Source organism: Peribacillus sp. V2I11 (genome assembly GCF_030817135.1).
GTDB classification, from domain to species: Bacteria; Bacillota; Bacilli; order Bacillales; family DSM-1321; genus Peribacillus; species Peribacillus simplex.
This window is the reverse complement of sequence record NZ_JAUSYW010000001.1, coordinates 3,655,661-3,682,212: the sequence shown is the minus strand read 5'-3', so window position 1 is coordinate 3,682,212 and position 26,552 is coordinate 3,655,661. Positions and strand designations below refer to the sequence as shown.

Genomic DNA, 26,552 nt, shown 5'->3' with positions numbered 1-26,552 from the left:
GCGCTGTTTACTCGTGAGTTTGCGCTGTTTACTCGTGATTTCGTCCTGCACCATGAATTCGAACTGTTTACTCGTGAGTTTCGCACTTTTACTCGTGAGTTTGAGCTATTTACTCGTGAGTATTACTGTTTTACTCGTGAATTCATACTGGACTATGATTCAGCACGTTTACTGGTGCCTTACTTCTATCACGCAAAAAAAGGACCTAATTTGGTCCTTTTTTGTCTATTCCTTTATGCTTGCGATAATTGGCGCAGGAGAGCTTCATACATTCCCCTTGAACATGCGGGCCATATTTTTCACGAAAGGCCTCGAGGCAATAGCATTTATCTTCTTCTTTTTTTGTTCCATCCATCGAGTGCATCCCTCCTAGCATTTAACTGGAGACTACACGCTTCTCCAGTTCTATGTTGATTCGTCCCAACAGTACGGCACCGATTGTCTGAATGATAGTTTTAACGATGATTTGGCCGATAACCGCAGCGGGTACAGCTTCCCACGGTAATATATTGGCACCCAGTGGACTTAGGCCAATCACGACAAATATCACCGAATCGAAAAATCCTCCAACGATCCCGCTGTAAAACACCCTCCAACTCATCGGAAGTTTTAAACGGGTATAAATTTCCGTATCCGCTGTTTCTGCGACCACGAACGATAAGGCGGAAGCAAATACGATCAGTAAGGTATCCCCTAATAAAAATGATACACACGCAGATAAAATAAGTGCAGTGACGATACATATATAGGTCTTCGCGCGGCCAAATTTATTCTGGACCAGATCCCGAAAGATGAAGGTTCCCCCAATGAGCAATGTACCCATCGGAATGATGAACATGCCAAAATGTAATGGCGCAAAAGCTGCTGTAACCACATTCGCCGTGATGATGGATACTAAATACAATAAAATCCTTAACATTTCATAATTCTCCTTATACAGAAAAAACAGCACCCTAAGAAAGAGCACTGTTCTCCTTAGTTTTTTTGAGAGGGTAGCTAGAACCTCTTCCGCCCAGCGGATTATCATTTTCCTTATTTATCGTAGCTTGAAAGCGATTGGAAATCAAGAAGTTTCAATACGCCCGATTTTAGTCACTGGGAATGGTGCGAATCCGCGGATATCGTTTAGTATTAGCAATACACTTCAAATCTTCTTCAATGCAAAGACTCTGCCGATTTTTGTCGCAGAAAACTACTTGACCGGCTGTATATGAAAAGCAGACAATCATTGATAGAATAATGTTACGATCTTGATATGAGGATAAAAGCGAGGAGGAAAAGAATGATGAAAAAAACAGCGTTTGTCTATCCTATTTATATCGCAACCACACCAGAGAAGCTTTGGGAAGCCCTGACGAGCGGTGAAGTCACGAAGAAATATCACTTTGGGTGCCAAGCCCAGTCTGACTGGCAAGTAGGCTCAAGTGTTAAATATTTGCTGGAAGATGGGCGTATTACTGATTCTGGTAATGTACTTAAGTGTGAGCCGCTGCGCCTGCTCTCGTTCACATGGAACATGGCAGGAGACGAAACACCTCGCGAGCATCCTACTCGGGTCACTTTTGTCCTGCAGCAAATGGATGGTTCCACAGTGAAGTTAACGCTAAAGCATGAGGAGCTTTTGGAGACAGATTTCGAATATGATGACAATACCTTTGAAGGCTTGAATAATGGATGGCCAGCCATTCTGAGTAACCTGAAGAGCTTGCTTGAAACTGGACGGACCCTGCCGCCAATATCAGTAGATTGGGATAGTGGAAAACAATAAAAACAAATCGAAAGCGAGTTGATTTAGTAATGGATACTCAAATAACTACGAAATTTAAGATAATCAAGTCAGCTAATGAAGTGTTTGAAGCCATAGTGAATCCTGAAAAAATCGGGAATTTCTGGTTCTCATCGAGTTCGGAAAGATGGGAACAAGGCCGGACGCCTACATTGAGATACAACGAATACGATGCTGAAGTGGTTATTAATGTATTGGAAGTCGAGGAAAATAGGAAAATCGTGTTTGCGTGGGGCGGAAATGATCAAGAAACAGTTGTTACCATTACACTAAAAGAGTTGGATAATACGAGTACAATCATTGAAGTAAACGAATCAGGTTTGAGTGAAGATGACCCTGAAATAATAAACAAAATGATCGGACAAAAGGAAGGTTGGGTTTATACATTAACCTGTTTAAAGGGTTATTTAGAAAATGGCATTAATACTTTGAGAGCATCATTAGTTTTTTAATTATTAAAGGGTGCTGGTTCAGATGTATAAGGCATCCGTTAATCAAGCTCCTTCCTAGATGTCGATTGTTTAATTCAACTATTTTTTTACGGGAGGAGACTTAGATGTTTCCGAGAAAAAACTCAAGGATGAATAACACCCTTGAGTTTTTGACTTTCGTATGGTTTAACACGAAATTCAATCGGAAATCACTTTTAGATACATGCCCTTTGAAGCTTTTTTATAGGCTTCAATTCCCATTTTCTTGACTTTTTCTGATAAACTGGATGCTCTTACTAATTGGGTTCCTAGAATTACGGACGGATCTATCAGGCGCATTTTATTTTTCCGATGTATATCGTATTCCACTTGATCTTCTTTCACCTTTACGTTACCATGGATTCGTTTTAACAGGCTTTGCACTTCATGGTCTTCAGTCAAGCTTAACAAGGACATGACTTCTTCATCTGTACCGAGTAAGTCATCAAGGCTGATCAGTTTTTTAGCTAAAGCCAATTTTAAGGTCTTTGCCAAGATATCATAGCCATATATATTAAGTGGGTTCATGAAAAAATCAATAACTTCGCTGTAATACGTTTTCACAAACCATTCCGCCGATTCAATATTATCCAGATACATCCTTCCATTTATTATGATTACATGTTCTAGAAATTCTTTAATGGCTTCGATTGTGATATGTCCATATTGATACATATCCCGGAGAGTATAATCTACCCGATCGGCACATAACTCAGGTGCTGGCTGTTCAAGCAATTCCCATTTTGATTGAAAAATTACTTTACAATCATATCCATATTCCTTCAGTATAAATGGGATTTCGGATTCCGTAATGACTTGATCATATATCTTTTCATGATAATCTTCATCCTTACAATCCAGAACAAAATCAATAACATGTGAAAATGCAGTGTGGGATACGTCATGCAGTAAGCCCGCGATTTGTTCCTCTAATGAACCTCCAAGCGCTTTTATTAAAAGCATCACACCAATTGAATGGTCAAATCGTGTGACATCCCATTTCTCATTAACTAAATAACTTGCCCCGCCTTGATGTATCCCCTTCAATCTTTGGACCGGTTTGCTTACTATCAGCTCTTTCAGAACTCCCTCTACAATGTGTTGCCCATAGATACTATCCAAAACTATCAATAACTGCCGCCTCCCCCATTAGTTTACTCATTACAGGTAGGTGATTTCACTGATTCTTTTCTGTAAAAATTATTTCCCCCTTTTGATTTTGCTCATATTGCTTTTTTGCCAATTTTTTTATTTCCTCTTCATCATTCAAATCGATATCATCTGGATTGTCCTCATCAACTCCCTCTATGATCATCATTTCATTTAGTATTACCTGATCTCGTGGATACACTTTAATAAAGTCTTCTACAGGTTTTGTTTTATCTTTATAAGGTTTAGTGAATAAATAGCCGGTCAAAACTATGATAATTGATACCAAAATACTGAATTTCTTCTTCATTTATCCATCCCCTCAACGCTCTAATAATACCCTTATAATACCATATAAGGGTATTAACGGTACAAAATAAGTCAAACGCTGCAATGTCCTGAATCCTTCCCTGTTCAACATAGGTGCAATTACGCTTCAAAAAACGGCAAATTTCCACTTAAAAAACAGCACTTTATAATATGATCCAATAATTGACATTTGAAAATCAGTGAGATATCATCCTAATTAACCAATGGTCAATAAGTAAGGAGGTGACAAGATGTCGCCAAGGAAATCTGCAGGTAAAGAATTATCCAGGGACATGGTGTTGAATGAAGCTAGAAACCTTTTTGCAACGTTAGGGTATTCGAATGTCTCAATGAGGCAATTGGCTAAATCATTGGATTGCAGCCATGGAGCCATTTATTATCATTTTAAAAATAAGGCAGAAATATTTTATAGTTTGGTGAAAATGGATTTTTCCGTTTTAAATACCTTAATCGATGATATCATCATGTCGGAAAATGACCCTTCTATAAAAATGGAAAAGATTTTATTGTGCTTCTTGGAGTTCGGTTTAACCCAACAGAATCATTATTCCATCATGTTTTTATCGAAGGAAAAAGAAATTCAGCAGTTACTTCAATTTGATTCTAATAAAACATACGAAAAGCTAATCCAGTCCTTGACGGACCTAACGGACAACAAATTGAATCCTGCATCCATATGGTCGATTTTTCTTTCTCTTCACGGATTCATAACTTTTTATATTAATTCTGAACTATCTTATCAAGATGTGAAAGGTTTAGCTTATTTTCATGTAAAAAATATCATCAGAAACATCATATAATTTTTTTGAACTTTATTGATCATTGGTCAAATAAAACTTTGGGAGGTTTTAAAATGGTAAAGAAATTCCTTCATATTGAAGGTCTCATGGTTCTGTTAGCGGTGATTTACATCTATTCGTTATATGAATTCAGCTGGTGGATTTTCCTTTTATTGATTTTGTCTCCCGATGTTTCCATGCTGGCCTATCTGATCAATGATCGGACTGGAGCAAAGGTTTATAACTTATTTCACACTTATACCCTGTCCATCTTCATTATTTTGCTGGCCATTTTTCTAAAGTCGGATTCATTTATGATGACTGGTTTGATTTGGACCGCGCATATTGGAATGGATCGCTTTTTTGGGTATGGCCTTAAATACACAACATCCTTCAAAGCTACACACATTCAAAGGCTGTAATAAGCTTTCCGCATGTAAAAGGCAGTGTGATTACGCATCACACTGCCTCCTGCTCTCTTTTCTTTACACGCCCCGCTTGTTTCCCCATATATAGGTATGCAGCTGGGGCAGCACTTTCACATCATTCAATTCATCATCTGCTATCACTTTATCAATTAACTCTTCGTACTTCTTCAAAAGACCGCTGATCAATTGACGATCATCCACTGTCCTGCTATCGTCATTGCCGACCTGCAGATAAAAAGGAATATCCGGGTAACGCCCATGTACATGTTTGGCATATTGATAATCTTCGTCGTTAAAGACGACGATCTTCAATGAGACATGGTTTTCAGGATTTCGATTGGCAAGGTTCGAGATGATTTGGTCGAGCACCGTAAAGTCCGTGTTCATTCCAGAGCTCGGCGGTTTAGGTGAAATAGTCAGTTCATCAATATCGAGAAACCAATCCTGCCATCGGCTCCCTTGTGTTTCGACACCTATTTTCATTTTATTTTCATGTAAGATCGCTATCAAGCCGTTTAGGTTTTTCAGCAGAGCCGGGTTTCCGCCTGATATCGTCACGAAGGAAAAACCGGAACCCCCAATTCGCTTCAGCTCATCCCATATTTCTTCGGCAGTCATCTGGACGGTATCTTCCTTACCGGTGCCATCCCAAGTAAATGCGGAATCACACCAGGCACAGGAATAATCGCAGCCAGCCGTCCGAACGAACATGGTTTTTTGACCAATGACCATTCCCTCTCCTTGGATGGTCGGCCCGAAGATTTCCATAACCGGGAGTTTACTCACTTTCCATCCACTCCCGTCTGGCTTCGGCATAGCTTGTCGGCGTTTCGTATAGTCGAACAAATTCGACTCTAGCACCCTCATATTCTTTTAATGAAAGGGCTTCGGCCATTTTTTCATAAATCCAGACAACCATATTTTCAGCTGTTGTATTCATGAGCGGCAGGGTTTCATTCAAATAACGATGATCCAGGTGGATTTCAATTTCATTTTTCCATATATCCTTGATGTCCCCAAAATCTATCATCAACCCGCGTGAATCTGTATACCCGCTCAATCCGAAAATGACCTTATACGTGTGGCCATGCAGGTTCTTGCATTTTCCTTCATAGTCATGCAGATGGTGCGCCGCGTCAAAGGTGAATTCCTTACTCACGAGAACCCTCTTGTTTGTATACTTCAATTGGCTGCGCTGAATATCTTCATCTATTTTTTGGAGTTTATCCACTATAGTAAAACCGTACATCATGAAAGCACCTTCCGTCTGCTTACATAGTCATCCAGTCCTTTTTTCCGGAGATTACATGCCGGACAATCTCCACAGCCGTCGGAGATGATTCCGTTATAACAAGTCAGGGTCTTTTCGCGGACAAAGTCAAATGCGCCAAGCTGATCCGCAAGCTCCCATGTTTCCTCTTTATTAAGCCACATTAGCGGCGTATCAATCACGAATGACTGGTCCATCGACAAGTTCAGGGTCACATTCAACGATTTAATGAATACATCGCGGCAGTCAGGATATCCGCTGAAATCCGTTTCACAGACACCGGTGACAATATGTTTAGCGCCTATCTGACTCGCCAGCACTCCGGCAAACGAAAGGAACAGCAAATTCCTCCCCGGTACGAACGTCGACGGCAATTCCCCTTCTTCTCCGTCCGCCACGGCAATATCACTTCTCGTCAATGCATTCGGTGCCAGTTGGTTCAGCAGCGACATGTCAAGGATATGATGGTTCACGCCCAATTCCTTGGCAATGTTTTGAGCGCATTCGATTTCCAAGCTATGCCGCTGATTATAATCGAACGTCACCGCTTCCACTTCCTCAAATCTCTCCAATGCCCAAAACAGGCACGTCGTACTGTCCTGACCTCCGCTAAACACAACCACTGCCTTTTCTTTCTTCTTCATTTCTATAAAACTCCTTTTTACGGAAAAAAACAGCACCCTAAGAATAGAGCACTGTTTCTCCTTAGTTTTTTTGAGAGGGTAGCTAGAACCTCTTCCGCCTTAACGCGGAATATTATATTTTTCCAAGTCAATGGTAACTTGAAAACGATAAGAAATCAAGATGTTTATACTTAGTGAATAGTAGGCCTGATGGAAAATTTGGTTATCTTTTCATTGCTTAAACATCCCATTTTTAACCGATAAAAAGAGTGAATAAAATATCGATAAAGGGGTTCATTAATTTGAAAAGCATTAAAACAAAGGTATTGGTGGCATTTTCACTCATCATATCTTTATTCGTCATCTTAGGAGCATTCAACATTTATAGCAGCAACAAGTCACTGGTATATTCCCAGGATATGAAAAGGAACTTCCGCTTCTTATCCAAGACGAAAAGCTGCTATATAACCTAGCACAAAGAACCGCATTCGCCAGAGCCTATATTCTATATGGTGACGATAGCTATAAAGAAAGGTTCTTACAATATACCGAAGAAAGCCTGGTCATCCAGGAGGATCTCCTGGCCATAAGCGATTCTGATAAAGCGAAGGAATTGATCGAGAAAAGCGTGGATTGGAGGACGATGATTGTAGACCGGGTATTTACACAATATGAAAATGGAAATGAAGAAAGCGCTAAAGAGATACTCAAAAATGAAGTGGCGCCAATTAGCAATGAAGTGATGGAGGGTTTCAAGGAGCTTGCTTCGGAACGTGAGGAATTGATTGTCGCTTCAGGTAAAACCGTCGTCGCACGCGGGAAATCGGTTAAGACGACAAGTATCATCATATCCATTGCGGCAGTCCTTATCGGCCTTGTGCTGGCGTTTGTTACTGCCAGCCTCATTACCACCCCCCTCCTTAAAATTAGGGACAGGATGAAAATGGCGGCTGACGGAGAGCTGAATCATGGGCCCTTGGAGAAAAAGTCATATGATGAAATGGGCGAATTAACGGTGTCAGCCAACCAAATGCAGAAAAACCTTCCTGATACGATCGAAAAAATGCTCGTTGCATCTCAATCCGTTTTCAATCAAAGCGAGGATCTGACTCAATCAGCAAATGAAGTGCAGCAGGGCAGCAAACAAATAGGGACTACGATGTATGAACTTCGGGAAGGTTCGGAGTCACAAGCCGACCGGGAATATGAAATGGTTCGCATGATGGATGATTTCACCGGCAGGATCGAGCTGGCCCACCTAGAAGGAGCGGATGTAGCTAAAAGTTCAACCGAAGTCCTTTCCTTAACCAAGGAGGGCACCACTTTAATGCGCAATTCGGTCCAACAGATGCAAAGTATTGATGGGATTGTCAAAAATGCCGTAGAGCAAGTGAAAGGGCTCGATTCTCAATCACAGCAAATTTCGCAGCTTGTGCAGGTCATCAAGGATAATATCCAATCAAACCAATCTATTGGCGCTGAATGCAGCCATAGAAGCCGCTCGTGCTGGTGAACATGGCAAAGGGGGGCCGATGAGCTGCGGAAACTCGCTGAAGAGGTCACACACTCCATTGGGGATATCACCAATATTGTCTCCGCCATTCAAACAGGTCCAAAAACGTCGTCCACTATCTGGAAGATGGTTATACACAAGTGGATGAATGCACGAAACAGATCACACTCACAGGCCGAACCTTTGAAACAATCAATCACTCTGTCGGAAATATGGAAAATGAAAATACAGCATATTACACACGAATTAAACTATATCTCCACAAATAGTAAAAAAATCAATCAAGCTATCGATCGCAGCCATTTCTGAAGGGTGCGCGTCAGGAATCGAACAAGTCTCCGCCTCCGCTCAGCAATCCAGCTCTTCAATGGATGAAATCACGAATCATGCCAGTGAACTTGCATCCTCGGCAGAGCTGCTGACTGAACAAGTTAAGAAACTCCAATTATGACACTAGCAATTTCCCGTCACATGAATGCGGGAAATTGCTCCTCCCATTATATGGGTTGTTTCATTTTCGTATATTCGGGGAATAAATAACTATATACAATAATAAACCATTAAAAAGCAAATCTATTAAAAGCGCTGGAAGTGAATATTTTCCTTTATTTTCAGAATATTTAGTGTATAATGAATATAAGGAATATTTTAACTGAAATAATCATTGCTTCCAATACCCGCTTTCTGCAAATCCCGACATTCCCTTTCAACACCATGCACGGTCACTTATACTCAGCAAGGATCCATTGCATGCTTACTCTCGAATCAAACTGTTCACAACTTTATTCACACAAAAACACGATTTCCACTCCAAATTTGTAAAAAAAGGTTAAATTTCACTGATGATATGTTACTATTAAACTAAGACCTTTTAACCCCATAAGGAGGAATTCATATGAAACGTTTTTTCAAATTCATCGCAGATTTTAACGAGAGAAAAGCATTGAAACGGGAAACCAAAGAATTCTTTCGCAAAGAATACGAAAATTATATGAAGATGAATCCTGACAATCAAGGAAAAAGGAGATTTGCTCCTAGACTTTATGTGATTGAAGGCGGTAAAAAGGACTCCACCCTTGAGATTTCTGACAGAAAGAAATCCAGTTAACCTGATTCCTTCCATAATCAGCTACGAATGCTGTAGCTCAAGACCCACATACGTTAAATCTCCATGATGAACGGATATTCGTGACCATTCCATTCATTTACAATATATCAGCCGAAAGCTCAGATATACTTCTGAGCTTTTTTTATTTTTCTTTCTTCTATAAACAGTATATCTATAGAAGAAACTAGGTATTTTTTAAAAAAATGGGTTAACTTTAGTTTATTTCATGTTTCAGGTAAAAGATCAATTATAGACCCATGGGTATTCCGAGGAAAATACTAAAAAAAAGAGATGTGTTCTTTTACTCATCTTTGTCCATATTCAAAAGAGTTCAACTAACTGAGTCGATAGATGCAATATCTCACATTGAATGACAAATGTATAAAAAATGTTGCGTTTATGTCAAACAATGGGTATAAACAATTATTGAACTGTAATAAACATCACTTTTTAAAAAAATTATTATTCAAATATGAACATTATGAATTAGGTTCAAATGCTCATAAAACCATTTTGATTCTGACTGAAATGGGGCTTTATTAAACTTTCCATAATTTAGTGTAAATAAACTTGGGATTCCCTCGATTCCCAGCCATATCTTTGTACTCATAAAACAATTTATCCTATTAGATACTATTACACTCTAATATACATTTATTTGAAAAAGCTGATAATAACTATATTACGATAGAATAATTGGCTCTTGCCTATTAAGTTTAAAATCATGTAGTGTGTATTCAGTAATTCAAATATTTGAAAAAAAGAGAGGTTAAAAAAAATGGCACCAATATTTATTTGTGCGATCTTTTTGCTTGGCTATGGCATTTTTGAACAAAAACGCCATCAGAAGCGTCTCGACTCCATCCCGGTACGTGTGAATGTGAATGGGATTCGAGGGAAATCGACTGTAACGCGTCTAATTACAGGTGTGATCCAGGAAGCAAAATACAAAACAGTAGGTAAAACAACCGGAACGTCAGCAAGAATGATCTATTGGTTTACCGACAAGGAAAAACCGATTGTACGCCGCCCAGAGGGACCGAACATAGGAGAACAACGGCGTGTAGTCAAAGAAGTTGCCGATTTAGGCACGGAAGCACTGGTTTGTGAATGTATGGCCGTACAGCCTGACTATCAATTAATCTTCCAAAATAAAATGATCCAAGCAAACATCGGGGTCATCGTGAATGTATTAGAAGACCATATGGATGTCATGGGGCCGACAATGGATGAGGTTGCAGAAGCATTCACTGCTACCATACCCTATAATGGTCACTTAATAACCATCGAAAGTGAATATTTGGACTTTTTCAAGAAAATTGCCAAAGAACGCAACTCAAAAGTAATCGTTGCAGACAATTCAAGAATTTCGGAAGATTTCTTACGCGAATTCGACTATATGGTATTTCCGGATAACGCATCACTGGCCTTGGCCGTTGCAGAAGCGTTAGGCATTGATGAAAAAACAGCTTTTCGCGGCATGTTGAATGCGCATCCCGATCCAGGGGCCATGCGGATTACCCGGTTTGGAGATCCAATCCAGCCAACTTTCTTTGTGAATGGCTTTGCAGCAAACGACGCGGCATCGACGCTGAATATCTGGGATCGTGTCAAAACGTTCGGATACAGCTCAGAACCTCCTATCGTCATCATGAACTGCCGTGCCGACCGTGTGGACCGTACCGAGCAGTTTGCTAGAGATGTATTGCCTTACATTAAATCTGAAATCGTCATTGCCATTGGTGAAACCACATCACCAATTACAAAGGTATTCGAGCAAGGTAAATTGGATACTAAAGAATATTGGGATTTAGAAAACTGGTCAACTGAAGAAATCGTGGCCCGTCTCCGCCCATTGATGAAAAATCGCATCGTCTACGGTGTCGGGAATATTCACGGTGCAGCGGAACCATTAATTGAAGCATTCATGAAATCTAAAACAAAGCAAAAAGCAAGTTAAGTAGGAGGAACCTTAATGTTTGGATCGGATTTATATGTAGCCCTAGTACTGGGAGTAACACTTAGCCTTATATTTTCAGAAAAGACGGGTGTCGTACCCGCAGGACTTATCGTGCCAGGTTATTTGGCATTAGTATTTGACCAATGGGAAATCATGCTTACAATCTTGATCATTAGTGTCGTAACTTATTTAATCGTCACTCACGGCCTTTCAAGATGGGTGATTTTATATGGAAGAAGAAAATTCGCAGCCATGATGGTGACCGGGATTTGCTTGAAACTCCTATTGGACTTAGTCTACCCCGTCATGCCATTTGAAATATTCGAGTTTCGGGGAATCGGTATAATCGTACCTGGATTGATAGCGAATACCATACAAAGACAAGGAATGCCATTGACACTTGGCAGCACGCTTTTATTATCCGGCTTGACTTTCGGTTTAATGAACGTGTACTACCTATTCTGAGGTGCAAAAAATGAAACGGACTTTAAATGCGAAAGAAAAAAACACTTATCTTTATTAAACGCACGAAGAAAAAGAATCTTAAATACACTGGAATCATACTACCTATATTACTAATCGCTTTAGTCATTACCACTTGGATGGGACGGGCTGAGGAAGTGAAAACAACCGCTTCAAAATCCGATCAACCATTGACAATGACAATGGTCGGTGATGTGATGATGGGACGTTATGTTGAAGAAGTGACGGAAAAGCACGGGTATGAATACCTCTTCCGTTATATGAAGCCATATTTTGCTAATTCAGACTATGTCAGTGGGAATTATGAACATACCGCTTTAAAAGCAGAGGTATCTAACTACAAGGAAGCAGATACGCCCATCCGGTTAAACTCCAATACTAGTGGTGTTCAAGCCGTTAAAGATGCTGGCTTCTCTGTAATGAATTTGGCCAATAACCATATGATGGACTATGAAGAACAAGGACTTCTTGACACGATTGATGAATTCAAAAGTACGGATATGCACTATGTCGGTGTTGGATCGAACACTACGGAAGCCAAAAATAGCATCGACTATGCGGATGTTAATGGCGTACGTGTCGCAACACTTGGCTTCACAGATGTTTACGGTAAGGATGCCGTGTCAAAAAGTGATAAAGCCGGCTTATTGAACTCCAACCCTGATTTATTATTTGAAATGATCGGCAAAGCAAGGAATGCCAAGCAAGGCAACGCAGACTTGGTTGTGGTGAATATGCACTGGGGACAAGAGTATTCAACATCTACAACCGCACGTCAAAAAGACTTGGCAAAGGCTATCATCGATGCGGGGGCTGACATCATCATCGGCCATCACCCCCATGTGCTTCAATCGTTTGATGTTTATAAAGATGGAATCATTTTCTATAGCTTAGGAAACTTCATTTTTGATCAAGGCTGGACACGCACAAAAGATTCAGCTATGGTACAATACCATTTAGCGGAAGACGGAAAAGCTAAAATCGATGTCGTTCCACTGCAAATTGAAGAAGCAACACCAAGGCCAGCTACCTCTTCAATCGACAAATCACGTGTTTACCGTCAGTTGACGAAGGAAACGAGTGAAAAAGCTCAATGGTCGAAAAAAGAGGATCGCATTGAGATTACCTTGGATCACAAGAAGGTAATCGACCATAAGGCTCAACGTGAGCTAGAAGAAAAAGCAGCACAAGCTGCGAAAGCTGCGAAAGCTGCACAAGCTGCGAAAGCTGCACAAGCTGCGAAAGCTGCACAAGCTGCGAAAGCTGCACAAGAGAAAAAAGAAGTACAAGCTACACAACAGAACATACAGCCCATTCAGTAAGGAACGATTGGATACTACTATGTGAAAAGAGAAACAACTTAGGAGCACAACGAAAAGGGGGATCAACCGATGATTAACCGTATGACGAGAAAAGTGATTATATCCCTTAGCATGTTCATATATATTGCTGGATGTTCGAAGACACCCCCTATTTCTGACACGAATGAACCGATAGATAGTAAAAACGCTCAATCATATGGGGTTAGTTCTTCAAACCCAATCGCAATAGATGTCGGGATGGATATATTGGAAAACGGCGGAACGGCGGCGGATGCCGCCATTGCCGTATCTTATGTATTAGGTGTAGTTGAACCTTATGGATCTGGATTGGGTGGCGGCGGCGGTATGCTGATTGCCCCGGAATCCGGCGATCCCAATTTTATCGATTATCGTGAATCCTCTCCGGAAGACCCGAGTTCAAGACATGATACAGGGATTCCAGGCTTAGTGGCCGGTATGCAGGTTATAAGTGATAAGTATGGGAGCGTACCAATGTCAGATCTTCTTCAGCCGGCGATAGAGCTGGCTGAAGGCGGATTTGAAGTCAGCAAATCGTTATCATCACGCTTAGAAGCAGCTCAGCCAAGGATATCTTCCGATGCGACTTCACTTTTTTATCCTGATGGTGATGCCATTGAACCTGGCAAAACCCTCGTCCAAGAAAGACTTGCTGAAACATTGAAGCAGATTCAAAAAGAAGGTCCTGATGGTTTTTATAAAGGGGAAATTGCGCGAGATATTAAAAGGGAATCAGATATCGACTTGAAGGATTTAAAGCGCTATGAGGTGAAAGAACATAAGCCGGTCCAAGGAACATTTGCCGGTTATGATGTTTTTACCGCCCCTCCACCCTTTTCAGGAATTACAGTTCTTGAAATGTTAAAGCTAGCCGAGGAAATGAACCTAGGCGATTCTTCAAGCAAATCAGCTTATATGAAAGTCTTGGGGGGCATCACAGATACTGCTTATCAAGATCGGTCCGACCACATTGGAGATGGAATAAGTCACTCTAAGGCGGAAAAATTGCTCTCCCCCATTCACTTGGACAATCTTAAAAGTAAGATCAAAAGTGAAAAATGGGAAGATAAAGAATCGAATGGCTCCGAAGAACATGAAAGTACGACACACTTTGTGATAATGGACAAGTATGGCACTGTCGTTTCCGCAACAAATACGCTCAGTAACTTTTTCGGATCTGGTGATTATACGAATGGATTTTTCCTTAACGATCAATTGAAAAATTTCCGGTCCGGCTTGAACTCTCAAGAGGCATATAAACGGTCAAGAACTTTCACCGCTCCTACCATTCTCAAGAAACCAGGGCAGGAATCGATCGGGATCGGTTCACCAGGCGGTGATAGGATTCCGCAAGTATTGATGCAGGTCCTTTATTCTTATACAGAGAATGAAGGCTCATTTCAGGATATCGTCGACCGTAATCGGTTCGTCTTTGATGGAAAGAAGATTTATACGGAATCCAGGCTTTCGGATGAAGTGATATCTAACTTGGAAGATTCAGGATATGAAGTCATCCAGAAGGTTTCCCCCATGTATTATGGCGGTGTTCAAGTTCTCGTTAAAAACGAGAAAAATGGACGATTATCCGGAGCTGGGGATAAAAGGAGAAATGGAAGCTGGAAAGCTCAGCAATAAAAGTGCAATCCAGCCCCTCCTTTTCTAAATATCATATGAATTTTATCGATGTATAAGGAGATTTGGAATATGAATATCATAAAAAAAATAACAAGCTGGGTTATACCTGTTCTTCTTGTAGCAGGCCTGCTTGTGACCATGAATACGTTTAAACGGACAGAAACTTTAACACCCGACGAGCAAAAGAAAATAGAACAATATACGACTGTCGAAAAATAAAAAAAGCTGGGGCATCCCCGCTTTTTTTATTTTTGCCGTCAACGGTATGGTAGATTAAATACACTAGAGATACGGAGGCTAACCATGATTGAAAATAACTATACTGATTTTTTTGAACTGCAGCAAAATGAACAAGAAGACCTCGATTACCGCATCATCGTTCATCACAGGAATCCTGATATTGCCGTTCTAGCCATACATGGCGGGAACATCGAACCTGGAACTAGCGAGATTGCAGCCGCGCTTGGAGAGAGACTTTGTGCAAGCACCTATCTATTCGAAGGACTTAAACCAAGGGGCAACCAGGTCCTCCATATAACATCCCGCTTGTTCAATGAACCGATGGGCGTTTCAATGGCAGCGAACGCACAGACTACCCTTTCCATCCATGGCCACTACGACGTACATAATGCGCTGGTTTACATAGGCGGAAGGAACAAACCCTATAAGAACCTTATTCAGCAATACCTCAACAAAGCTGGATTTCAAACTGATCATGCACCGCAGCACCTTTCAGGCATGAAAGGAAACAACATCACCAACACATCCAAAACGGGTGCAGGCGTGCAATTGGAACTTTCCACAAAGCTTCGAAAAAGCTTTTTCGAAGGTGATGACTTTACTAGTAAGAACAGGGTCAATCCATGTGATCTTTTTAAACGGTTCGTTACTGCCATTGAAAAAGCGACTCTGGCATATAAAGAGATTGAATAACCTTCTTAGTCGATGAGGCCTTCAGCTTGACCGAAGCTTTCGAATTTCTCGGCAAAATAACCTGACGAAAGATTGGAGATATGAACGCCGGTGTTTTCCGTTGTATTGAGAAAACGGCCATCACCCAGATAAATGCCTACATGGGTCACACCTAGCCTTGTTCCCGTGTCGCTAAAAAACACTAAATCCCCTGCCTTTGGATTTTTGATTTTGGGCACCAATGAGAAGTAATCCGCTGCGGAATCTCGTTTTACTGAAAGGCCCTGCTCCTTCATGACCCAATAAATGAATCCGCTGCAATCCATTCCGGTCATCGGATCTTCTCCCCCGAAAACATAGGTGAATCCGCGCAAAGTATATGCATACTTGATGACATCATATGCTTCATCATATGCAGCCTTCTGGTTTACATAAAACGGATATAACGGGTTGCTGTATAGTTGAAGATACTGCCCTTGCATCAACTCATTTGTACTTAACGCGTTACGACTTTTGATCGTACTCATGGAAATGCTGTAATTCTCCGATATACTATTAAGCGTTTCTCCCGTTTGGACGATATGCTCTCCTTTAGGCGTGTATGTTTTGTACGCCACTTGGTATTTTGTAAAGTAATCTTCTGTAGTGGATCTCACCTGAACCGTTTCTGCACCATATCCAGAATTGACAAATTGGTTTTCGCCGACATAAATACCTGCAGTCACGACTTTTAAGCTGTCTTTTTCCAGAAAGAATATAATATCCCCAGTTTTCGGAGTGTCTGTATCCATCCCTTGCTTATAAAAACCATCTGCTGTCAAACGGTCGACCGGCACATTTTGCTGGGAAAGCACCCAATGAATCAATCCGCTCGAATCAAACCCTTTTTCAGGCGTCTCCTCTCCAGCTGTCTTTTTAAACCCTATAAAAGATTTCGCATAGCTTGCAATTTTTTTCCCTCTCTCCGACCATTGATAGATGGAAGGAGTATACGCCGTTTGAATGATTGTTAACTTTTGTCCCGCAAATAACTTATCATCCGGTAAACCATTCGTTTTCATTAATTGCTCAGCCGATATATCATATGTCTTGGCGATCGATTCTACCGTTTCGCCAGAGATTACAGTATGCACAGGATCTGCAGCCTCGGCCTTTAAGCCAGGTAAAAAAGTGAAACTAACCATGAATACCAATGTAAGTATCATGCGGATTATTTTTCCATTAAACATTTTAACCCTTCCTTTATACGCTGAAATATTTTTAATTTACGATGTTCAAGTAAATTCCATCATATGAATCTTCTATCCTATCATCCACCCAAACAGACGAGCCTTAATGCTCATCACAACAATATCATTGGAGAACTGAATGAAACCTTTAGTCTATTTTTCACAAAAAAAATCATCTGTCGTGTTCAATGAAACACATTAAAAATAATTCATTATTCCTATACTGTTACTGTAAAATTTCACTTCATCGAGATAAGTTGAAAATCGAAGAATTCCTAGAGGATTTTATTTTTTTGTGCAAAATGGGTAAAGTTAGATTAGAGGAATCCCGGTCATGATGAAATCGTGCATATACGGCTTGCCCTACTTATGAAGAGGATAACGATATAGGAGTGAACAATTTGATAAAAATGACAGAGATAGCCCAGCAGGCAATTAAAGATATGCAGCATGGTTTGGGAGGGGAAACGTATTTGAGGTTTGGCATAAACAGGCCTTGCTGTAACCAGATGAACTATACATTAAGCTTGGCAATCTCTAAAAAGGAGCACGAGGAAATACTGATTTTATATGATATAAAAATGTTGATCGACCCATCGGACTCCCATTTTACAGATCAAACGGTAATTGATTACGAAGGCGATGGATTTTTGATCAGGAATCCGAATCCATTGGTATCACCCATCATCTAGCTGAAGTACATTAGGGGAAAGCATGAATAGCCTTCCCCTCGTTTCCATGAATCTATGGCATATTCACCTTTTTACTATGTGAAAGCTTCAAAAACACATTATCCATTGGCTGTCGTTAACTCAACCAGGTTGTTTTCTGCCTTTTATGGACACCACATTAACATCATCGAGGGAGGCATCATAGGATTTTTAATCTAGTAATCTATCTCTGTACACAGAATAAATCTTGGATATGCAGCAATGGAAAATGAGGAGATAGTGATGAGTGATGCGATCGCATTACTGGGCGGAGCAGTGTCACCATCGTCGTTATTGGTATGGCCACACAAAAATAGTCGCTTTTGGCCTTAAGCCATTGGACCCTACTTGTCCGATTCCTATATAATATTCCCCTTTGTAAAAAAAGCATGGATACTTGACCAGCCCCTCTAAATTGTACTTTTGTACTTCTAGTGTGATTTTGTCCACTAAAGAGAGATGCCCCGTTAAACGAATCAGGGTCAAGTGCCTGCAGAATGGTAAAATGGCAATACAACAAAAAAAGGGGGAACCACTTAGTGGCCTCCCCCGTTCCTCTAATTCTTTATCTGGAATTCCCCCAGCGTATCCTCCAAATCATTTATTAACTGTGTAAGCTGCTTTGTATATGGAGCAAGCTCATTGGATGAAGCGGCTTGTTCCTCCATCGATGATGCAATTTCTTCTGTTGAAGCTGTCTTTTGCTGTGATACGGCGATGATTTCTTCTATCACTTTAATAACCGTTTCTTTTTGTTGATTGATGCTTTCAATGGATTGTGTTTCTTCCTGAATTGAATTGGATATCCTCCCAACGGAATCCTCCAGCTCTTTCATGGCTTCTCTTACCGTATTTACGGCATTTTTCTGACCCTTGCTGATTTGATTCGTTTCATTGGACGTTTTCAGCAATTCCTCTGTATCTGACAGAATGCTTTGGATGATGGCTTGAATGTTTTTTGCAGCTTGTTTTGAATCATCAGCCAAGCTCCTTACTTCATTTGCCACGACAGCAAACCCTTTGCCGGACTCACCTGCCCTTGCCGCTTCTATGGATGCATTCAAAGATAACAAATTGGTTTTTCCGATATTTTCGAAATGGCATTCGTGACATCGGAAATGGTTTTTGATTTTTCCACAAGTCTTAAGCTCATACAGGTGACTGCTATAAACGCCATTTCAAGTTTATGGTATGACGTTTCCAAACCACTTACCTGTTGTTTACCTGACTCTATTTTTTCAGATGCAAGCTCCAATACGGATTGGGTCCCCCTCGAATTTTTTGATAACCCGTCGATTTATCCACTTAGAATCTGGATCGTGCTCGCACCATGCTCCGCTTGTTCAGATTGATTCGATGCACCCGCTGCAATCTCTTCTATCGCGCGTGAAACATCTGTAATGGCCTCACTATTTTCAGCAGCTATTTGACATTTGCGACACTCCTGCCGAATAACCGGCTAGACGAGACCCCACAGACGCTTGCTTTGATGAGGCTTGGCAGACAGTCGGCGGAAAGGGAGCGGATTTCTGAAATCAACTGGAAACGTTTTTTTATTAAAAAAACTGTAGGCAAACTCATTTTTCATCGAGTTTTCCCTACAGTCTGAGGAATGATTACCATAATTTCAAAACAAGAATTGGTTATAATCCATGATCTTTTATTCATTTATTCGGAATGAAACCTCATTAGATTGAAGAAATTTGCGACACTCCTGCCGAATAACTGGCTAGACAAGACCCCACAGACGCTTGCTTTGATGAGGCTTGGCAGACAGTCGGCGGAAAGGGAGAGGGTTTCTGAAATCAATTGGAACGTTTTTTAAATAAAAAAATGCAGGCAAACTCGCTTTCTTCGAATTTGTCTATAGTCCCTACAATAGAATATGTCGGTCTTTTGAATTCGCAGCTGATCCTTTCCATGAAAAGGAAAGGTGATAACTCATTTTGCTTTTTACCCGGCTTGATGAATTGCTGACCAATTGCACCTATTATTAAAATGATGATCGAAATGAGACTGTAGTCCTTAAAAAAGGAAGTAAATGGAATTTTCAGAAATAAAACCCCATCGTAATCAGTCGTCCTAACAGTAGAATCATTCCGATAACTATTTTATAGCAGAAGCATCACTTCGGTTTTAGGCCGTCTTCTATATCCACCGCATTCCACTCATCCATCCATTCGTTTGACGGCTGCGGCTTCCGTATATTCCATATGCCAATTTTCCCATTCACCCATTGGAAAGTCCTGATGGTGACCATCAAGTAAATCGCTCAACAAATCGAGGCAAACATGCCAGCCTGCCAAATCCTTTGGTGTATGATCATTAACAGGCTGGATGGATTCCTTCAATACTAATGAGCATCCATCCTTTTCAGGGGATACCTCGAAACGAACCCAGCCGTCCCCCCATTCAAAATCTAAAACGGCAGATTCCCGGAAATCCCTTATCTTCATATCAAAGGATTCCCCTGTCCCATCATTGAAATTGAATTTTATGTTCCCGTCTTTTCGAAGGTCCTTTATTTCCAGATTGGACATCCACTTTTCCAACTTATCATTCTCCGTTAAAGCACCCCATACCTTTTCCACTGAATGATTGAGCAGACGATCGAATCTTGCGATAATCCGATTACCATCTTTTTCGATTACAGCTTGCACTTAGATTCCCCCATTCGATTCGTTACCCGATCTTATTTTTAAAATAAAAAATGGTCGGATGGAATTCACCATTTACCGATTTCGCATAGTCAGGAATCCTTCCTGCCTGAATATATCCCAATGAAGTATACAAGGAGTTAGAAGGATCTCCTTCCCTTGTATCCAGGACCAATAATGTCCGTCCCTCCTGCTTGGCCCTCTTCTCAGCCTCTAGCATGAGTGAACGTCCTATGCCTTTTCGTCTATAACCAGTATGCGTCATTAATTTTGCGATTTCCGCACGATGGCCGCCGTTTTGCTTTGAACATAAATGTAACTGTACGCTCCCGACTATCTCACCCTGTAATTTCGCGACAAACAGAATCACATCAGGATTTAGGGCACTATCCCAATAATCAATTGCCCCAGACTGTTTCATGGGAGGTAAAAAACCAATGGACGCGCCATCATTCACAACTTGAACCAAAAGGTCGGAAAGTTCATTAAGATGGTATTCGATTGATGTTAATTGTTCGACTTTCACCTCAGCATTCACAGTAATCACAACCTTTCAGGAGATATAGTTATATTCACCATCCCTGGCGCTTTGATAAAGAAATAATATGAGCCAGATGATGGCGTCCGTGCCATGCATAAATGCCTATATTTTCACCGACATTCACCTCTCCTGAATCAGGATGGATGAATGTTCGGCTCAGGTCGTCTGCATGAAGACCCGATAAAAGTTTGCACATTCGGATATGTACACTTTCGATTAGTGATAGAGAAACTTCAATCGGTAAATCATAATCAGGCAGCTCTGCCCATTGCCCCTCCTCGTACGGTTTAATGACCGGACTTTCTTCCGTAAGGGCCAATTTAAAGCGAATAAACGCATTCATATGACTATCAGCAACATGATGCACCACTTGGCGCACCGTCCATCCTCCAGGCCGATAAGCCGTATCAAGCTGTTCATCATCCATGTTACCCACTGCCTCCTGGAGCATCCCAGGCAAAGCTTCAATCTCCCTGATCCATCCCTCGGCCACGCCACTAGTAATTTCCCCGTCAAACTGAAACTTACCAATCGGGTATCTTAAATCCATCTTCATTCCCCCTTGATGTTCGATAAAAATAGCATCCAGTAAATATTCTTTATCGATTAAGATAAATCCTTTTTACGGCTATTCTTTGTTTTGCAATAAGAGACAAAATACTGGAAAAGTAATCACCCAATTTTATTTAATAATGCTCCATTCTCGAGTAAAACGTCTTAATTCACGAGTAAATCGGCCAAACTCACGAGTATTTGCTCCAATTTCACGAGTAAATTGACCAAACTCACGAGTATTCGCTCCAATTTCACGAGTAAACGCTGATATCTCATGAGTTTGCTCCTACATTCTATGAGAAAACGCTTATAATCCATGAGTTTACTGCTCAACTTGGGTTTAATGGCCCTCTTCATGATGAAAAGAGTCAGGATGCTGGCAATTTGAGCTCCATCCTGATTTTTGGCTCTGAAAATGAGGTCCTGAATTTGTCGGAAGCATAATTAAATGGTAAATTGAGAGTATTCTAACAATTGGGGGTCCATTTATGAGCATACAGAAGGCTACATTACATGAGCTGGAATCACTGACGGAACTTTTTGATTTATACAGAGTATTTTATGAGCAAACATCTGATCCCGGCCGTGCAAGGGAGTTTTTAAGAGAAAGGCTGACAAATGGGGAGTCTGTGGTTTTTATGGCCTTTGATGAAGGAAATGCTATTGGTTTTGTACAATTATATCCTTCTTTTTCGTCTGTGAGTATGATGCGGTCATGGGTATTGAATGATTTATTCGTGAAGGAGTCCGCACGCAAAAAGGGATTTGGCGAGGAGTTATTGAACGCGTCCATCACTTTTGCGCGGGAAACAGGTGCCAAAGGGGTTTCACTGGAGACAGGCAAGGATAATGTAAAAGCACAGAAACTTTATGAAAAAATTGGTTTCGCCCGTGAATCGAACCATTTCTATTATTTCACCATTTAATAAAAAAAAGTGTAGGGAAACCTTCCCTACACTTGAATGCTATTTATCTAGTATATTAATTATTTAGCAGTTTCCATACTGGCTTGAATTTCTTTAATCAGAAGTTCGGCACCTTCAGGGCTAAGTATTAATTTACCGTCAGCAAGTTTCATATTGTCATCGGAAACTTCACCTGTAACCTGACATGTCATGTTTGGTTTATATTTTTGAAGGATGATGCGCTCTTGTTCTACATAAATCTCCAGAGCGTCTTTCTCATTAATTCCTAATGTTCGGCGTAGTTCAATTGGAATGACTACCCGTCCTAATTCGTCAACTTTACGTACAATACCTGTAGATTTCATTTAATTTACCTCACTAACTTTCTTGCGAATGTTGCATCTATATATTTCGTCACCATTCGACATCATTTGCACTTCTATAAAGATACCACTACCTACCATATTCGTCAATTCTCGTATCTTCGTATATTATCTGCCTCTATATGATTTTTATATAAAATATTAGTGCTTTCTTCATAACACGCGTCATAACAATGTTTCCCGCTTGTATTGTTGGTACATTTTGTTAATTTAATTTTTAAAATGAAAACGCCTTCATATAATTTCAACAGCCATTTCTCTATCATTCCATGTCGAATGATGGAGAATGAATTTCACTAGCCTACTAGAATCCTGTTGATTTTCTTTTGCTTTTGAAGGACAATTTAAATTGATCGCTTACAATTTTTCGAAAATTCATTCTGCTTTTGACATAGTGGATATTTCTGAAAAATCTTTCAGAAAGCCGAAACGATTGCCCTACTTCCAGAGTCTTACTGACTCATAAAACAGATTGAGGTGAGTCAAATTGCGTCCGATTATATTAGGCATTTGTTCTGCTTTCTTTTTTGCATTTACGTTTGTTTTAAATCAAGCCATGGAGTTATCTGGCGGAAGTTGGATATGGAGTGCTTCGCTGCGTTATATCTTTATGGTGCCTTTTCTGCTGTGTATCGTATTAGGCAGAAAAAATCTTCGTCCGCTTTTACGAGTGATGAGAGAAAAGCCCGGTCCTTGGCTGCTTTGGAGTTTTGTCGGATTTGGGTTATTTTATGCTCCTTTATGCTTTGCATCCGCCTACTCACCCGGCTGGCTAATCGCCGGCACTTGGCAAATCACGATCATTTCGGGTGCATTGCTTGCACCGCTGTTTTTTGAAAAAGTCCAAACCAAAGATGGCCTCGAAAGGCAAAGAGGCAAGGTTTCCGTGAAAGGCCTCCTCATGTCCATGATCATCCTGCTTGGAATCATCCTGATGCAACTGGAACACACCAAGCACATTTCAATGGCCAATCTTTGGCTGGGAGTGATTCCAATCGTCATCGCCTCGTTTGCATACCCTTTGGGAAATCGCAAAATGATGGAAGTATCCGAAGGACGTTTGGATGCTTACCAGCGTGTATTGGGAATGACTTTGGCGAGTCTGCCATTCTGGTTCCTGCTTTCATTGTACGGTTTCTTTACAGTAGGGGCGCCGACGAAGATGCAGAGTTTCCAATCCCTTTTGGTCGCACTATTTTCAGGTGTCATTGCCACGGTCCTTTTTTTCAAAGCGACCGATTTGGTAAGGGGAAATATGCAGAAATTAGCTTCAGTCGAAGCTACACAATCGATGGAGGTCCTTTTTGCCCTAGCCGGCGAATTGCTATTCCTATCTTTACCGATCCCTTCTCCGTTATCGTGGTTCGGCATCTTTATCGTCATCATAGGAATGATCCTGCATAGCTATGTATCACATAAAAAGGAAGGTTCATCCCGGAAACGGACCGTGAGTGCCTAAATAGCAAGTCAAAAAAGCCCCGGATAAGACTTCGGGGCTTTTTTGAGCTGAGCTGAAAACAGAAGCTGACTACGTTCTTTTTTTCCATTGACAGGTCATGATAAATTGATGATTTTTTAAAGTGGCAAAAAGCTCACCATCCATTTTTTTCATTAAACTTTTACCTTGAGTAAGTTCAAAAAGTATGTATAATGAAAGGTAATTGCATATGTCAAAGGTTTTCTAGGGTTCCGCAGTGCGTCTTATTGCTGGTCTGGTCCGAGAGAAAACTCACAGCATGCTGTGTCACGGAAGGATAAAAGCCTGGGAGAAACTGTTTAACGGTTATCTCTTGGGCTTTTTTTGTTTTTTTGATAAAGAATAAAATCGGAGGTGCGATATTTCATGAGCACAAACTGGATTAAAGTATTCATTGCAGCTTTTTTTGAAGTATTTTGGGTGATTGGCTTAAAACATGCAGATGACTCTTGGACTTGGTCTGGAACGGTCATTTCGATCATCAGCAGTTTTTATTTGATGATAATGGCTGGCAGGAAGCTTCCTGTCGGAACGGTATATGCCGTTTTTGTCGGTATGGGTACGGCGGGGACCGTTTTTTCCGAAATCATTTTCTTTGGGGAATCCTTCAAGCTGAGCAAAATGCTATTGATCCTCCTCTTATTATCAGGGGTGATCGGCTTGAAGCTAGTGACTGATGATAAAGCTGAGAAAGGGGATGAATCTTAATGGCTTGGGTCTCTTTAATCTTAGCGGGGTTATTTGAAATGTTTGGGGTTGCGATGATAAATAAATTGCACAAAGACCGTAATTGGCAATCCTTGCTTCTGTTATTCATCGGATTTGGAGCAAGTTTCCTATTTCTTGCTTTTGCCATGCAAACCTTGCCGATGGGGACGGCTTATGCTATCTGGACAGGGATCGGCGCATCAGGCGGAGCGATAATCGGAATGCTCTTATACGGGGAATCCAAAGATTGGCGAAGGGTCGTTTTTATAGCCATGGTCCTTGGCGCAGCAGTGGGATTAAAACTTGTTTCATAGGCAAGTCCCCCTTTAGGAGAAACCAGGAAGAAAAAGGAGTATGGCACCACATTACAAACACCATCCTGATATTACGTTATCAAGACCTATTTTATATAAAAGCATAGAAAATCAAAGACGACACATATATATATCCCTTATGTGCCGTCTTTTTACCTAACTTGAAATAAGGAGAAATTGTTGTGAAGTCATTTTATAAAAAATGACCAGCATCCATCTCCTCGGAGTCTTTCCCCTTAACCTGTTTTAGCGTCGCTACGATAAGAAAGCTAACAATCACTAATAATAGCCATGAGCTTACCTTTCCTAGATGAACGAGACTCCATGCATCGGTTTGGTTTGGATATTCCCAAGCTCCAAAGAACGTTGCGATATTTTCGGCTATCCATATAAAGAATCCGATAAGCACAAATGAAAGTGCGATGGGCATACGATATCGAGTTCCACCAACCTCGTATGTGACCCACGATCGCCAAAATACGAAAATTACAAGTCCAGATAACCACCAACGAACATCAATCCAATAATGATGGGTGAAAAAATTCAAATAAATTGCAGCTGCAAGAGATACAACGACCAAAAAAGGTGGCCACTTGACCAGTTCAACCTTTAACCTCCTCCATGCCTGGCACAGATAACTCGCTACACTTGCGTACATGAATCCGCTATACAGAGGCACTCCAAAAACTTTGAGATATCCTTCCTCTGGATAAGTCCAGGAACCCATATGTACCTTGAAAAGTTCAAGAGCAAGTCCAATAAGGTGGAACAATGTGATAACCTTTAGTTCATCCTTTGTTTCAAGCCCAGAACGCACCATCCACCGCTGCATCAGAAGGCAGATGATGAGCAGCCAGTCATACCGCGGCAGGAAGGGAAGCGAAATGAATTTTGTAATAGCCAAAGAGGCAAAAATAACGGCAGGAAACAAACATGATAATGCCTGCTCCCAACCAAAACGAACGAGTTGTTTCAGTGCTCTCATGATTCGTGCCTCCATTTTTTTAATGGTTAAATTCATGAGTAACTCCCCTTTGATTAAATCTTTCTTTTTCTCCCACTTTTTTAATCTTGGGTGGCTTCATCATTTCGGTATTCTAAAATATCTCCGGGTTGACATTCTAAAGCCTTACAAATCGCCTCTAAAGTTGTTAATCGAATCGCTTTTGCCTTGCCGTTTTTCAATATGGAAAGGTTAGCCATCGTTATTCCAACCCTCTCAGAAAGTTCTGTAACACTCATTTTCCTTTTAGCCAGCATCACATCAATATTGATTATAATTGCCAA

General features: G+C 40.8%; 34 protein-coding genes and 3 riboswitches. Of the genes, 18 read left to right on the top strand and 16 right to left on the bottom strand.

The genetic code is table 11. From position 1 onward, the window contains the following. Positions 1–205: 205 nt before the first annotated feature. Together QFZ73_RS17975 and QFZ73_RS17970 are read right to left on the bottom strand one after the other, a co-directional pair. Entirely contained in the window at positions 206–355 is a 150-nt protein-coding gene (locus QFZ73_RS17975; protein WP_155726451.1) for a hypothetical protein, read from the bottom strand. 21 nt (positions 356–376) lie between these two features. Then, positions 377–919 carry a VUT family protein gene (locus QFZ73_RS17970; protein ID WP_307268966.1) on the bottom strand — a complete coding sequence of 181 codons (543 nt, stop codon included), beginning with the start codon at positions 917–919 and terminating at the stop codon, positions 377–379. 50 nt (positions 920–969) lie between these two features. After that, positions 970–1,012, bottom strand: a riboswitch (PreQ1 riboswitch). A 273-nt stretch (positions 1,013–1,285) separates the two neighbouring features. Between QFZ73_RS17970 and QFZ73_RS17965 the strand changes: the two genes are divergently transcribed. After that, on the top strand, positions 1,286–1,768 hold the full coding sequence (locus QFZ73_RS17965; protein WP_251429870.1) for an SRPBCC family protein: 483 nt from the start codon (positions 1,286–1,288) through the stop codon (positions 1,766–1,768). A gap of 29 nt (positions 1,769–1,797) precedes the next feature. After that, positions 1,798–2,238, top strand: coding sequence for an SRPBCC family protein (locus QFZ73_RS17960; protein WP_307268960.1), 441 nt, complete (start codon positions 1,798–1,800; stop codon positions 2,236–2,238). Between the two features lie 177 nt (positions 2,239–2,415). On the opposite strand, the gene QFZ73_RS17955 is transcribed toward QFZ73_RS17960, so the two are convergent. Both QFZ73_RS17955 and QFZ73_RS17950 read right to left on the bottom strand, forming a co-directional pair. Then, entirely contained in the window at positions 2,416–3,387 is a 972-nt protein-coding gene (locus QFZ73_RS17955; protein ID WP_307268957.1) for an HD domain-containing protein, read from the bottom strand. A gap of 46 nt (positions 3,388–3,433) precedes the next feature. Continuing rightward, the gene (locus tag QFZ73_RS17950) at positions 3,434–3,715 is read right to left on the bottom strand and encodes a hypothetical protein (RefSeq protein WP_251429862.1); all 282 of its coding nucleotides are present in this window, start codon (positions 3,713–3,715) and stop codon (positions 3,434–3,436) included. A gap of 250 nt (positions 3,716–3,965) precedes the next feature. On the opposite strand from QFZ73_RS17950, the gene QFZ73_RS17945 reads away from it, so the two are divergent. Continuing rightward, on the top strand, positions 3,966–4,535 hold the full coding sequence (locus tag QFZ73_RS17945) for a TetR/AcrR family transcriptional regulator (protein WP_307268952.1): 570 nt from the start codon (positions 3,966–3,968) through the stop codon (positions 4,533–4,535). A 53-nt stretch (positions 4,536–4,588) separates the two neighbouring features. Then, positions 4,589–4,936 (top strand): DUF4260 domain-containing protein, encoded by a 348-nt coding sequence (locus tag QFZ73_RS17940; protein ID WP_307268949.1) that lies wholly within the window; start codon positions 4,589–4,591, stop codon positions 4,934–4,936. Between the two features lie 63 nt (positions 4,937–4,999). On the opposite strand, the gene queE is transcribed toward QFZ73_RS17940, so the two are convergent. Genes queE through queC form a run of 3 tightly spaced genes read right to left on the bottom strand, consistent with a single transcriptional unit; the run spans position 5,000 to position 6,856 of the window. Next, positions 5,000–5,728, bottom strand: a complete 729-nt coding sequence (gene queE / locus QFZ73_RS17935; RefSeq protein WP_307268946.1) for a 7-carboxy-7-deazaguanine synthase QueE — start codon at positions 5,726–5,728, stop codon at positions 5,000–5,002. Beyond that, a complete protein-coding gene (gene queD / locus QFZ73_RS17930) occupies positions 5,721–6,191 on the bottom strand; it encodes a 6-carboxytetrahydropterin synthase QueD (RefSeq protein ID WP_076366231.1) in 471 nt (156 codons plus the stop codon). Before queD ends, queE begins: the two co-directional genes overlap by 8 nt. Continuing rightward, complete coding sequence (gene queC / locus QFZ73_RS17925; RefSeq protein ID WP_034309401.1) at positions 6,191–6,856, bottom strand: 7-cyano-7-deazaguanine synthase QueC; 666 nt, start codon at positions 6,854–6,856, stop codon at positions 6,191–6,193. Before queC ends, queD begins: the two co-directional genes overlap by 1 nt. A 55-nt stretch (positions 6,857–6,911) precedes the next feature. Then, positions 6,912–6,954, bottom strand: a riboswitch (PreQ1 riboswitch). 494 nt (positions 6,955–7,448) lie between these two features. Here queC and QFZ73_RS17920 point away from each other — a divergent pair. From QFZ73_RS17920 to QFZ73_RS17885, 9 genes are all read left to right on the top strand, one after another. After that, a complete protein-coding gene (locus QFZ73_RS17920; RefSeq protein WP_307268938.1) occupies positions 7,449–8,348 on the top strand; it encodes a methyl-accepting chemotaxis protein in 900 nt (299 codons plus the stop codon). Beyond that, on the top strand, positions 8,266–8,496 hold the full coding sequence (locus QFZ73_RS28970; RefSeq protein WP_373458954.1) for a methyl-accepting chemotaxis protein: 231 nt from the start codon (positions 8,266–8,268) through the stop codon (positions 8,494–8,496). Before QFZ73_RS17920 ends, QFZ73_RS28970 begins: the two co-directional genes overlap by 83 nt. Before the next feature lie 747 nt (positions 8,497–9,243). Further along, positions 9,244–9,456: a hypothetical protein gene (locus tag QFZ73_RS17915; RefSeq protein WP_251429842.1), complete on the top strand. Its 213-nt coding sequence runs from the start codon at positions 9,244–9,246 to the stop codon at positions 9,454–9,456. 778 nt (positions 9,457–10,234) lie between these two features. Further along, positions 10,235–11,416, top strand: a complete 1,182-nt coding sequence (gene pgsB, locus QFZ73_RS17910) for a poly-gamma-glutamate synthase PgsB (protein ID WP_251429838.1) — start codon at positions 10,235–10,237, stop codon at positions 11,414–11,416. Positions 11,417–11,431: 15 nt separating this feature from the next. Further along, positions 11,432–11,881: a poly-gamma-glutamate biosynthesis protein PgsC gene (pgsC, locus tag QFZ73_RS17905; RefSeq protein ID WP_048687555.1), complete on the top strand. Its 450-nt coding sequence runs from the start codon at positions 11,432–11,434 to the stop codon at positions 11,879–11,881. A gap of 26 nt (positions 11,882–11,907) precedes the next feature. Further along, on the top strand, positions 11,908–13,221 hold the full coding sequence (locus QFZ73_RS17900; RefSeq protein ID WP_307268928.1) for a CapA family protein: 1,314 nt from the start codon (positions 11,908–11,910) through the stop codon (positions 13,219–13,221). Positions 13,222–13,290: 69 nt separating this feature from the next. Beyond that, positions 13,291–14,874 carry a gamma-glutamyltransferase family protein gene (locus QFZ73_RS17895; protein WP_307268925.1) on the top strand — a complete coding sequence of 528 codons (1,584 nt, stop codon included), beginning with the start codon at positions 13,291–13,293 and terminating at the stop codon, positions 14,872–14,874. A 69-nt stretch (positions 14,875–14,943) separates the two neighbouring features. Beyond that, entirely contained in the window at positions 14,944–15,093 is a 150-nt protein-coding gene (locus QFZ73_RS17890; protein WP_285847037.1) for a CapE family protein, read from the top strand. Between the two features lie 84 nt (positions 15,094–15,177). After that, on the top strand, positions 15,178–15,807 hold the full coding sequence (locus QFZ73_RS17885; RefSeq protein ID WP_307268922.1) for a poly-gamma-glutamate hydrolase family protein: 630 nt from the start codon (positions 15,178–15,180) through the stop codon (positions 15,805–15,807). A 5-nt stretch (positions 15,808–15,812) separates the two neighbouring features. On the opposite strand, the gene QFZ73_RS17880 is transcribed toward QFZ73_RS17885, so the two are convergent. Further along, on the bottom strand, positions 15,813–17,015 hold the full coding sequence (locus QFZ73_RS17880) for a C40 family peptidase (protein WP_307268919.1): 1,203 nt from the start codon (positions 17,013–17,015) through the stop codon (positions 15,813–15,815). Positions 17,016–17,425: 410 nt separating this feature from the next. Between QFZ73_RS17880 and QFZ73_RS17875 the strand changes: the two genes are divergently transcribed. Next, positions 17,426–17,707: a hypothetical protein gene (locus tag QFZ73_RS17875; protein WP_251430000.1), complete on the top strand. Its 282-nt coding sequence runs from the start codon at positions 17,426–17,428 to the stop codon at positions 17,705–17,707. 575 nt (positions 17,708–18,282) lie between these two features. Here QFZ73_RS17875 and QFZ73_RS17870 read toward each other — a convergent pair. The 5 genes from QFZ73_RS17870 to QFZ73_RS17850 all read right to left on the bottom strand — a co-directional run bounded on the left by QFZ73_RS17870 (position 18,283) and on the right by QFZ73_RS17850 (position 21,473). Continuing rightward, on the bottom strand, positions 18,283–18,798 hold the full coding sequence (locus tag QFZ73_RS17870; protein WP_307268916.1) for a methyl-accepting chemotaxis protein: 516 nt from the start codon (positions 18,796–18,798) through the stop codon (positions 18,283–18,285). Then, a complete protein-coding gene (locus QFZ73_RS17865) occupies positions 18,786–18,980 on the bottom strand; it encodes a hypothetical protein (protein WP_307268914.1) in 195 nt (64 codons plus the stop codon). Before QFZ73_RS17865 ends, QFZ73_RS17870 begins: the two co-directional genes overlap by 13 nt. A 913-nt stretch (positions 18,981–19,893) precedes the next feature. Continuing rightward, positions 19,894–20,385 (bottom strand): SRPBCC family protein, encoded by a 492-nt coding sequence (locus tag QFZ73_RS17860; protein ID WP_307268912.1) that lies wholly within the window; start codon positions 20,383–20,385, stop codon positions 19,894–19,896. Positions 20,386–20,407: 22 nt separating this feature from the next. Continuing rightward, on the bottom strand, positions 20,408–20,920 hold the full coding sequence (locus QFZ73_RS17855; protein ID WP_307268909.1) for a GNAT family N-acetyltransferase: 513 nt from the start codon (positions 20,918–20,920) through the stop codon (positions 20,408–20,410). Between the two features lie 34 nt (positions 20,921–20,954). Next, positions 20,955–21,473 carry a YfiT family bacillithiol transferase gene (locus QFZ73_RS17850; protein ID WP_373458953.1) on the bottom strand — a complete coding sequence of 173 codons (519 nt, stop codon included), beginning with the start codon at positions 21,471–21,473 and terminating at the stop codon, positions 20,955–20,957. 493 nt (positions 21,474–21,966) lie between these two features. Between QFZ73_RS17850 and QFZ73_RS17845 the strand changes: the two genes are divergently transcribed. Next, on the top strand, positions 21,967–22,404 hold the full coding sequence (locus QFZ73_RS17845; protein WP_251429811.1) for a GNAT family N-acetyltransferase: 438 nt from the start codon (positions 21,967–21,969) through the stop codon (positions 22,402–22,404). 59 nt (positions 22,405–22,463) lie between these two features. Here the strand turns inward: QFZ73_RS17845 and QFZ73_RS17840 are convergent, their stop codons facing one another. Continuing rightward, positions 22,464–22,748, bottom strand: a complete 285-nt coding sequence (locus tag QFZ73_RS17840) for a transition state genes transcriptional regulator AbrB (RefSeq protein ID WP_053536026.1) — start codon at positions 22,746–22,748, stop codon at positions 22,464–22,466. Between the two features lie 505 nt (positions 22,749–23,253). On the opposite strand from QFZ73_RS17840, the gene QFZ73_RS17835 reads away from it, so the two are divergent. The 3 genes from QFZ73_RS17835 to QFZ73_RS17825 all read left to right on the top strand — a co-directional run bounded on the left by QFZ73_RS17835 (position 23,254) and on the right by QFZ73_RS17825 (position 25,265). Next, entirely contained in the window at positions 23,254–24,225 is a 972-nt protein-coding gene (locus QFZ73_RS17835; protein WP_307268897.1) for a DMT family transporter, read from the top strand. A 211-nt stretch (positions 24,226–24,436) separates the two neighbouring features. Beyond that, a riboswitch (guanidine-I (ykkC/yxkD leader) is annotated at positions 24,437–24,537 on the top strand. A gap of 72 nt (positions 24,538–24,609) precedes the next feature. Further along, a complete protein-coding gene (locus tag QFZ73_RS17830) occupies positions 24,610–24,951 on the top strand; it encodes a DMT family transporter (RefSeq protein ID WP_307268894.1) in 342 nt (113 codons plus the stop codon). Next, positions 24,951–25,265, top strand: coding sequence for a DMT family transporter (locus tag QFZ73_RS17825; protein ID WP_063232560.1), 315 nt, complete (start codon positions 24,951–24,953; stop codon positions 25,263–25,265). Before QFZ73_RS17830 ends, QFZ73_RS17825 begins: the two co-directional genes overlap by 1 nt. 193 nt (positions 25,266–25,458) lie before the next feature. Here QFZ73_RS17825 and QFZ73_RS17820 read toward each other — a convergent pair whose 3' ends face one another. Both QFZ73_RS17820 and QFZ73_RS17815 read right to left on the bottom strand, forming a co-directional pair. Further along, on the bottom strand, positions 25,459–26,250 hold the full coding sequence (locus QFZ73_RS17820; protein ID WP_307272882.1) for a DUF817 domain-containing protein: 792 nt from the start codon (positions 26,248–26,250) through the stop codon (positions 25,459–25,461). An 80-nt stretch (positions 26,251–26,330) separates the two neighbouring features. Further along, on the bottom strand, positions 26,331–26,552 hold the full coding sequence (locus tag QFZ73_RS17815) for a helix-turn-helix domain-containing protein (RefSeq protein WP_307268891.1): 222 nt from the start codon (positions 26,550–26,552) through the stop codon (positions 26,331–26,333).

Coding starts and splice junctions, on each gene's coding strand:
- pgsC (WP_048687555.1), top strand. CDS start 11,432: ATGTTTGGATCGGATTTATATGTAGCCCTAGTACTGGGAGTAACACTT.
- pgsB (WP_251429838.1), top strand. CDS start 10,235: ATGGCACCAATATTTATTTGTGCGATCTTTTTGCTTGGCTATGGCATT.
- QFZ73_RS17890 (WP_285847037.1), top strand. CDS start 14,944: ATGAATATCATAAAAAAAATAACAAGCTGGGTTATACCTGTTCTTCTT.
- QFZ73_RS17840 (WP_053536026.1), bottom strand. CDS start 22,748: ATGAAATCTACAGGTATTGTACGTAAAGTTGACGAATTAGGACGGGTA.
- QFZ73_RS17945 (WP_307268952.1), top strand. CDS start 3,966: ATGTCGCCAAGGAAATCTGCAGGTAAAGAATTATCCAGGGACATGGTG.
- QFZ73_RS17850 (WP_373458953.1), bottom strand. CDS start 21,473: ATGGATTTAAGATACCCGATTGGTAAGTTTCAGTTTGACGGGGAAATT.
- QFZ73_RS17845 (WP_251429811.1), top strand. CDS start 21,967: ATGAGCATACAGAAGGCTACATTACATGAGCTGGAATCACTGACGGAA.
- QFZ73_RS17965 (WP_251429870.1), top strand. CDS start 1,286: ATGAAAAAAACAGCGTTTGTCTATCCTATTTATATCGCAACCACACCA.
- QFZ73_RS17915 (WP_251429842.1), top strand. CDS start 9,244: ATGAAACGTTTTTTCAAATTCATCGCAGATTTTAACGAGAGAAAAGCA.
- QFZ73_RS17975 (WP_155726451.1), bottom strand. CDS start 355: ATGGATGGAACAAAAAAAGAAGAAGATAAATGCTATTGCCTCGAGGCC.
- queC (WP_034309401.1), bottom strand. CDS start 6,856: ATGAAGAAGAAAGAAAAGGCAGTGGTTGTGTTTAGCGGAGGTCAGGAC.
- queD (WP_076366231.1), bottom strand. CDS start 6,191: ATGTACGGTTTTACTATAGTGGATAAACTCCAAAAAATAGATGAAGAT.
- QFZ73_RS17880 (WP_307268919.1), bottom strand. CDS start 17,015: ATGTTTAATGGAAAAATAATCCGCATGATACTTACATTGGTATTCATG.
- QFZ73_RS17820 (WP_307272882.1), bottom strand. CDS start 26,250: ATGAGAGCACTGAAACAACTCGTTCGTTTTGGTTGGGAGCAGGCATTA.
- QFZ73_RS17960 (WP_307268960.1), top strand. CDS start 1,798: ATGGATACTCAAATAACTACGAAATTTAAGATAATCAAGTCAGCTAAT.
- QFZ73_RS17825 (WP_063232560.1), top strand. CDS start 24,951: ATGGCTTGGGTCTCTTTAATCTTAGCGGGGTTATTTGAAATGTTTGGG.
- QFZ73_RS17900 (WP_307268928.1), top strand. CDS start 11,908: ATGCGAAAGAAAAAAACACTTATCTTTATTAAACGCACGAAGAAAAAG.
- QFZ73_RS17875 (WP_251430000.1), top strand. CDS start 17,426: ATGACAGAGATAGCCCAGCAGGCAATTAAAGATATGCAGCATGGTTTG.
- QFZ73_RS17950 (WP_251429862.1), bottom strand. CDS start 3,715: ATGAAGAAGAAATTCAGTATTTTGGTATCAATTATCATAGTTTTGACC.
- QFZ73_RS17940 (WP_307268949.1), top strand. CDS start 4,589: ATGGTAAAGAAATTCCTTCATATTGAAGGTCTCATGGTTCTGTTAGCG.
- QFZ73_RS17895 (WP_307268925.1), top strand. CDS start 13,291: ATGATTAACCGTATGACGAGAAAAGTGATTATATCCCTTAGCATGTTC.
- QFZ73_RS17885 (WP_307268922.1), top strand. CDS start 15,178: ATGATTGAAAATAACTATACTGATTTTTTTGAACTGCAGCAAAATGAA.
- QFZ73_RS17970 (WP_307268966.1), bottom strand. CDS start 919: ATGTTAAGGATTTTATTGTATTTAGTATCCATCATCACGGCGAATGTG.
- QFZ73_RS17830 (WP_307268894.1), top strand. CDS start 24,610: ATGAGCACAAACTGGATTAAAGTATTCATTGCAGCTTTTTTTGAAGTA.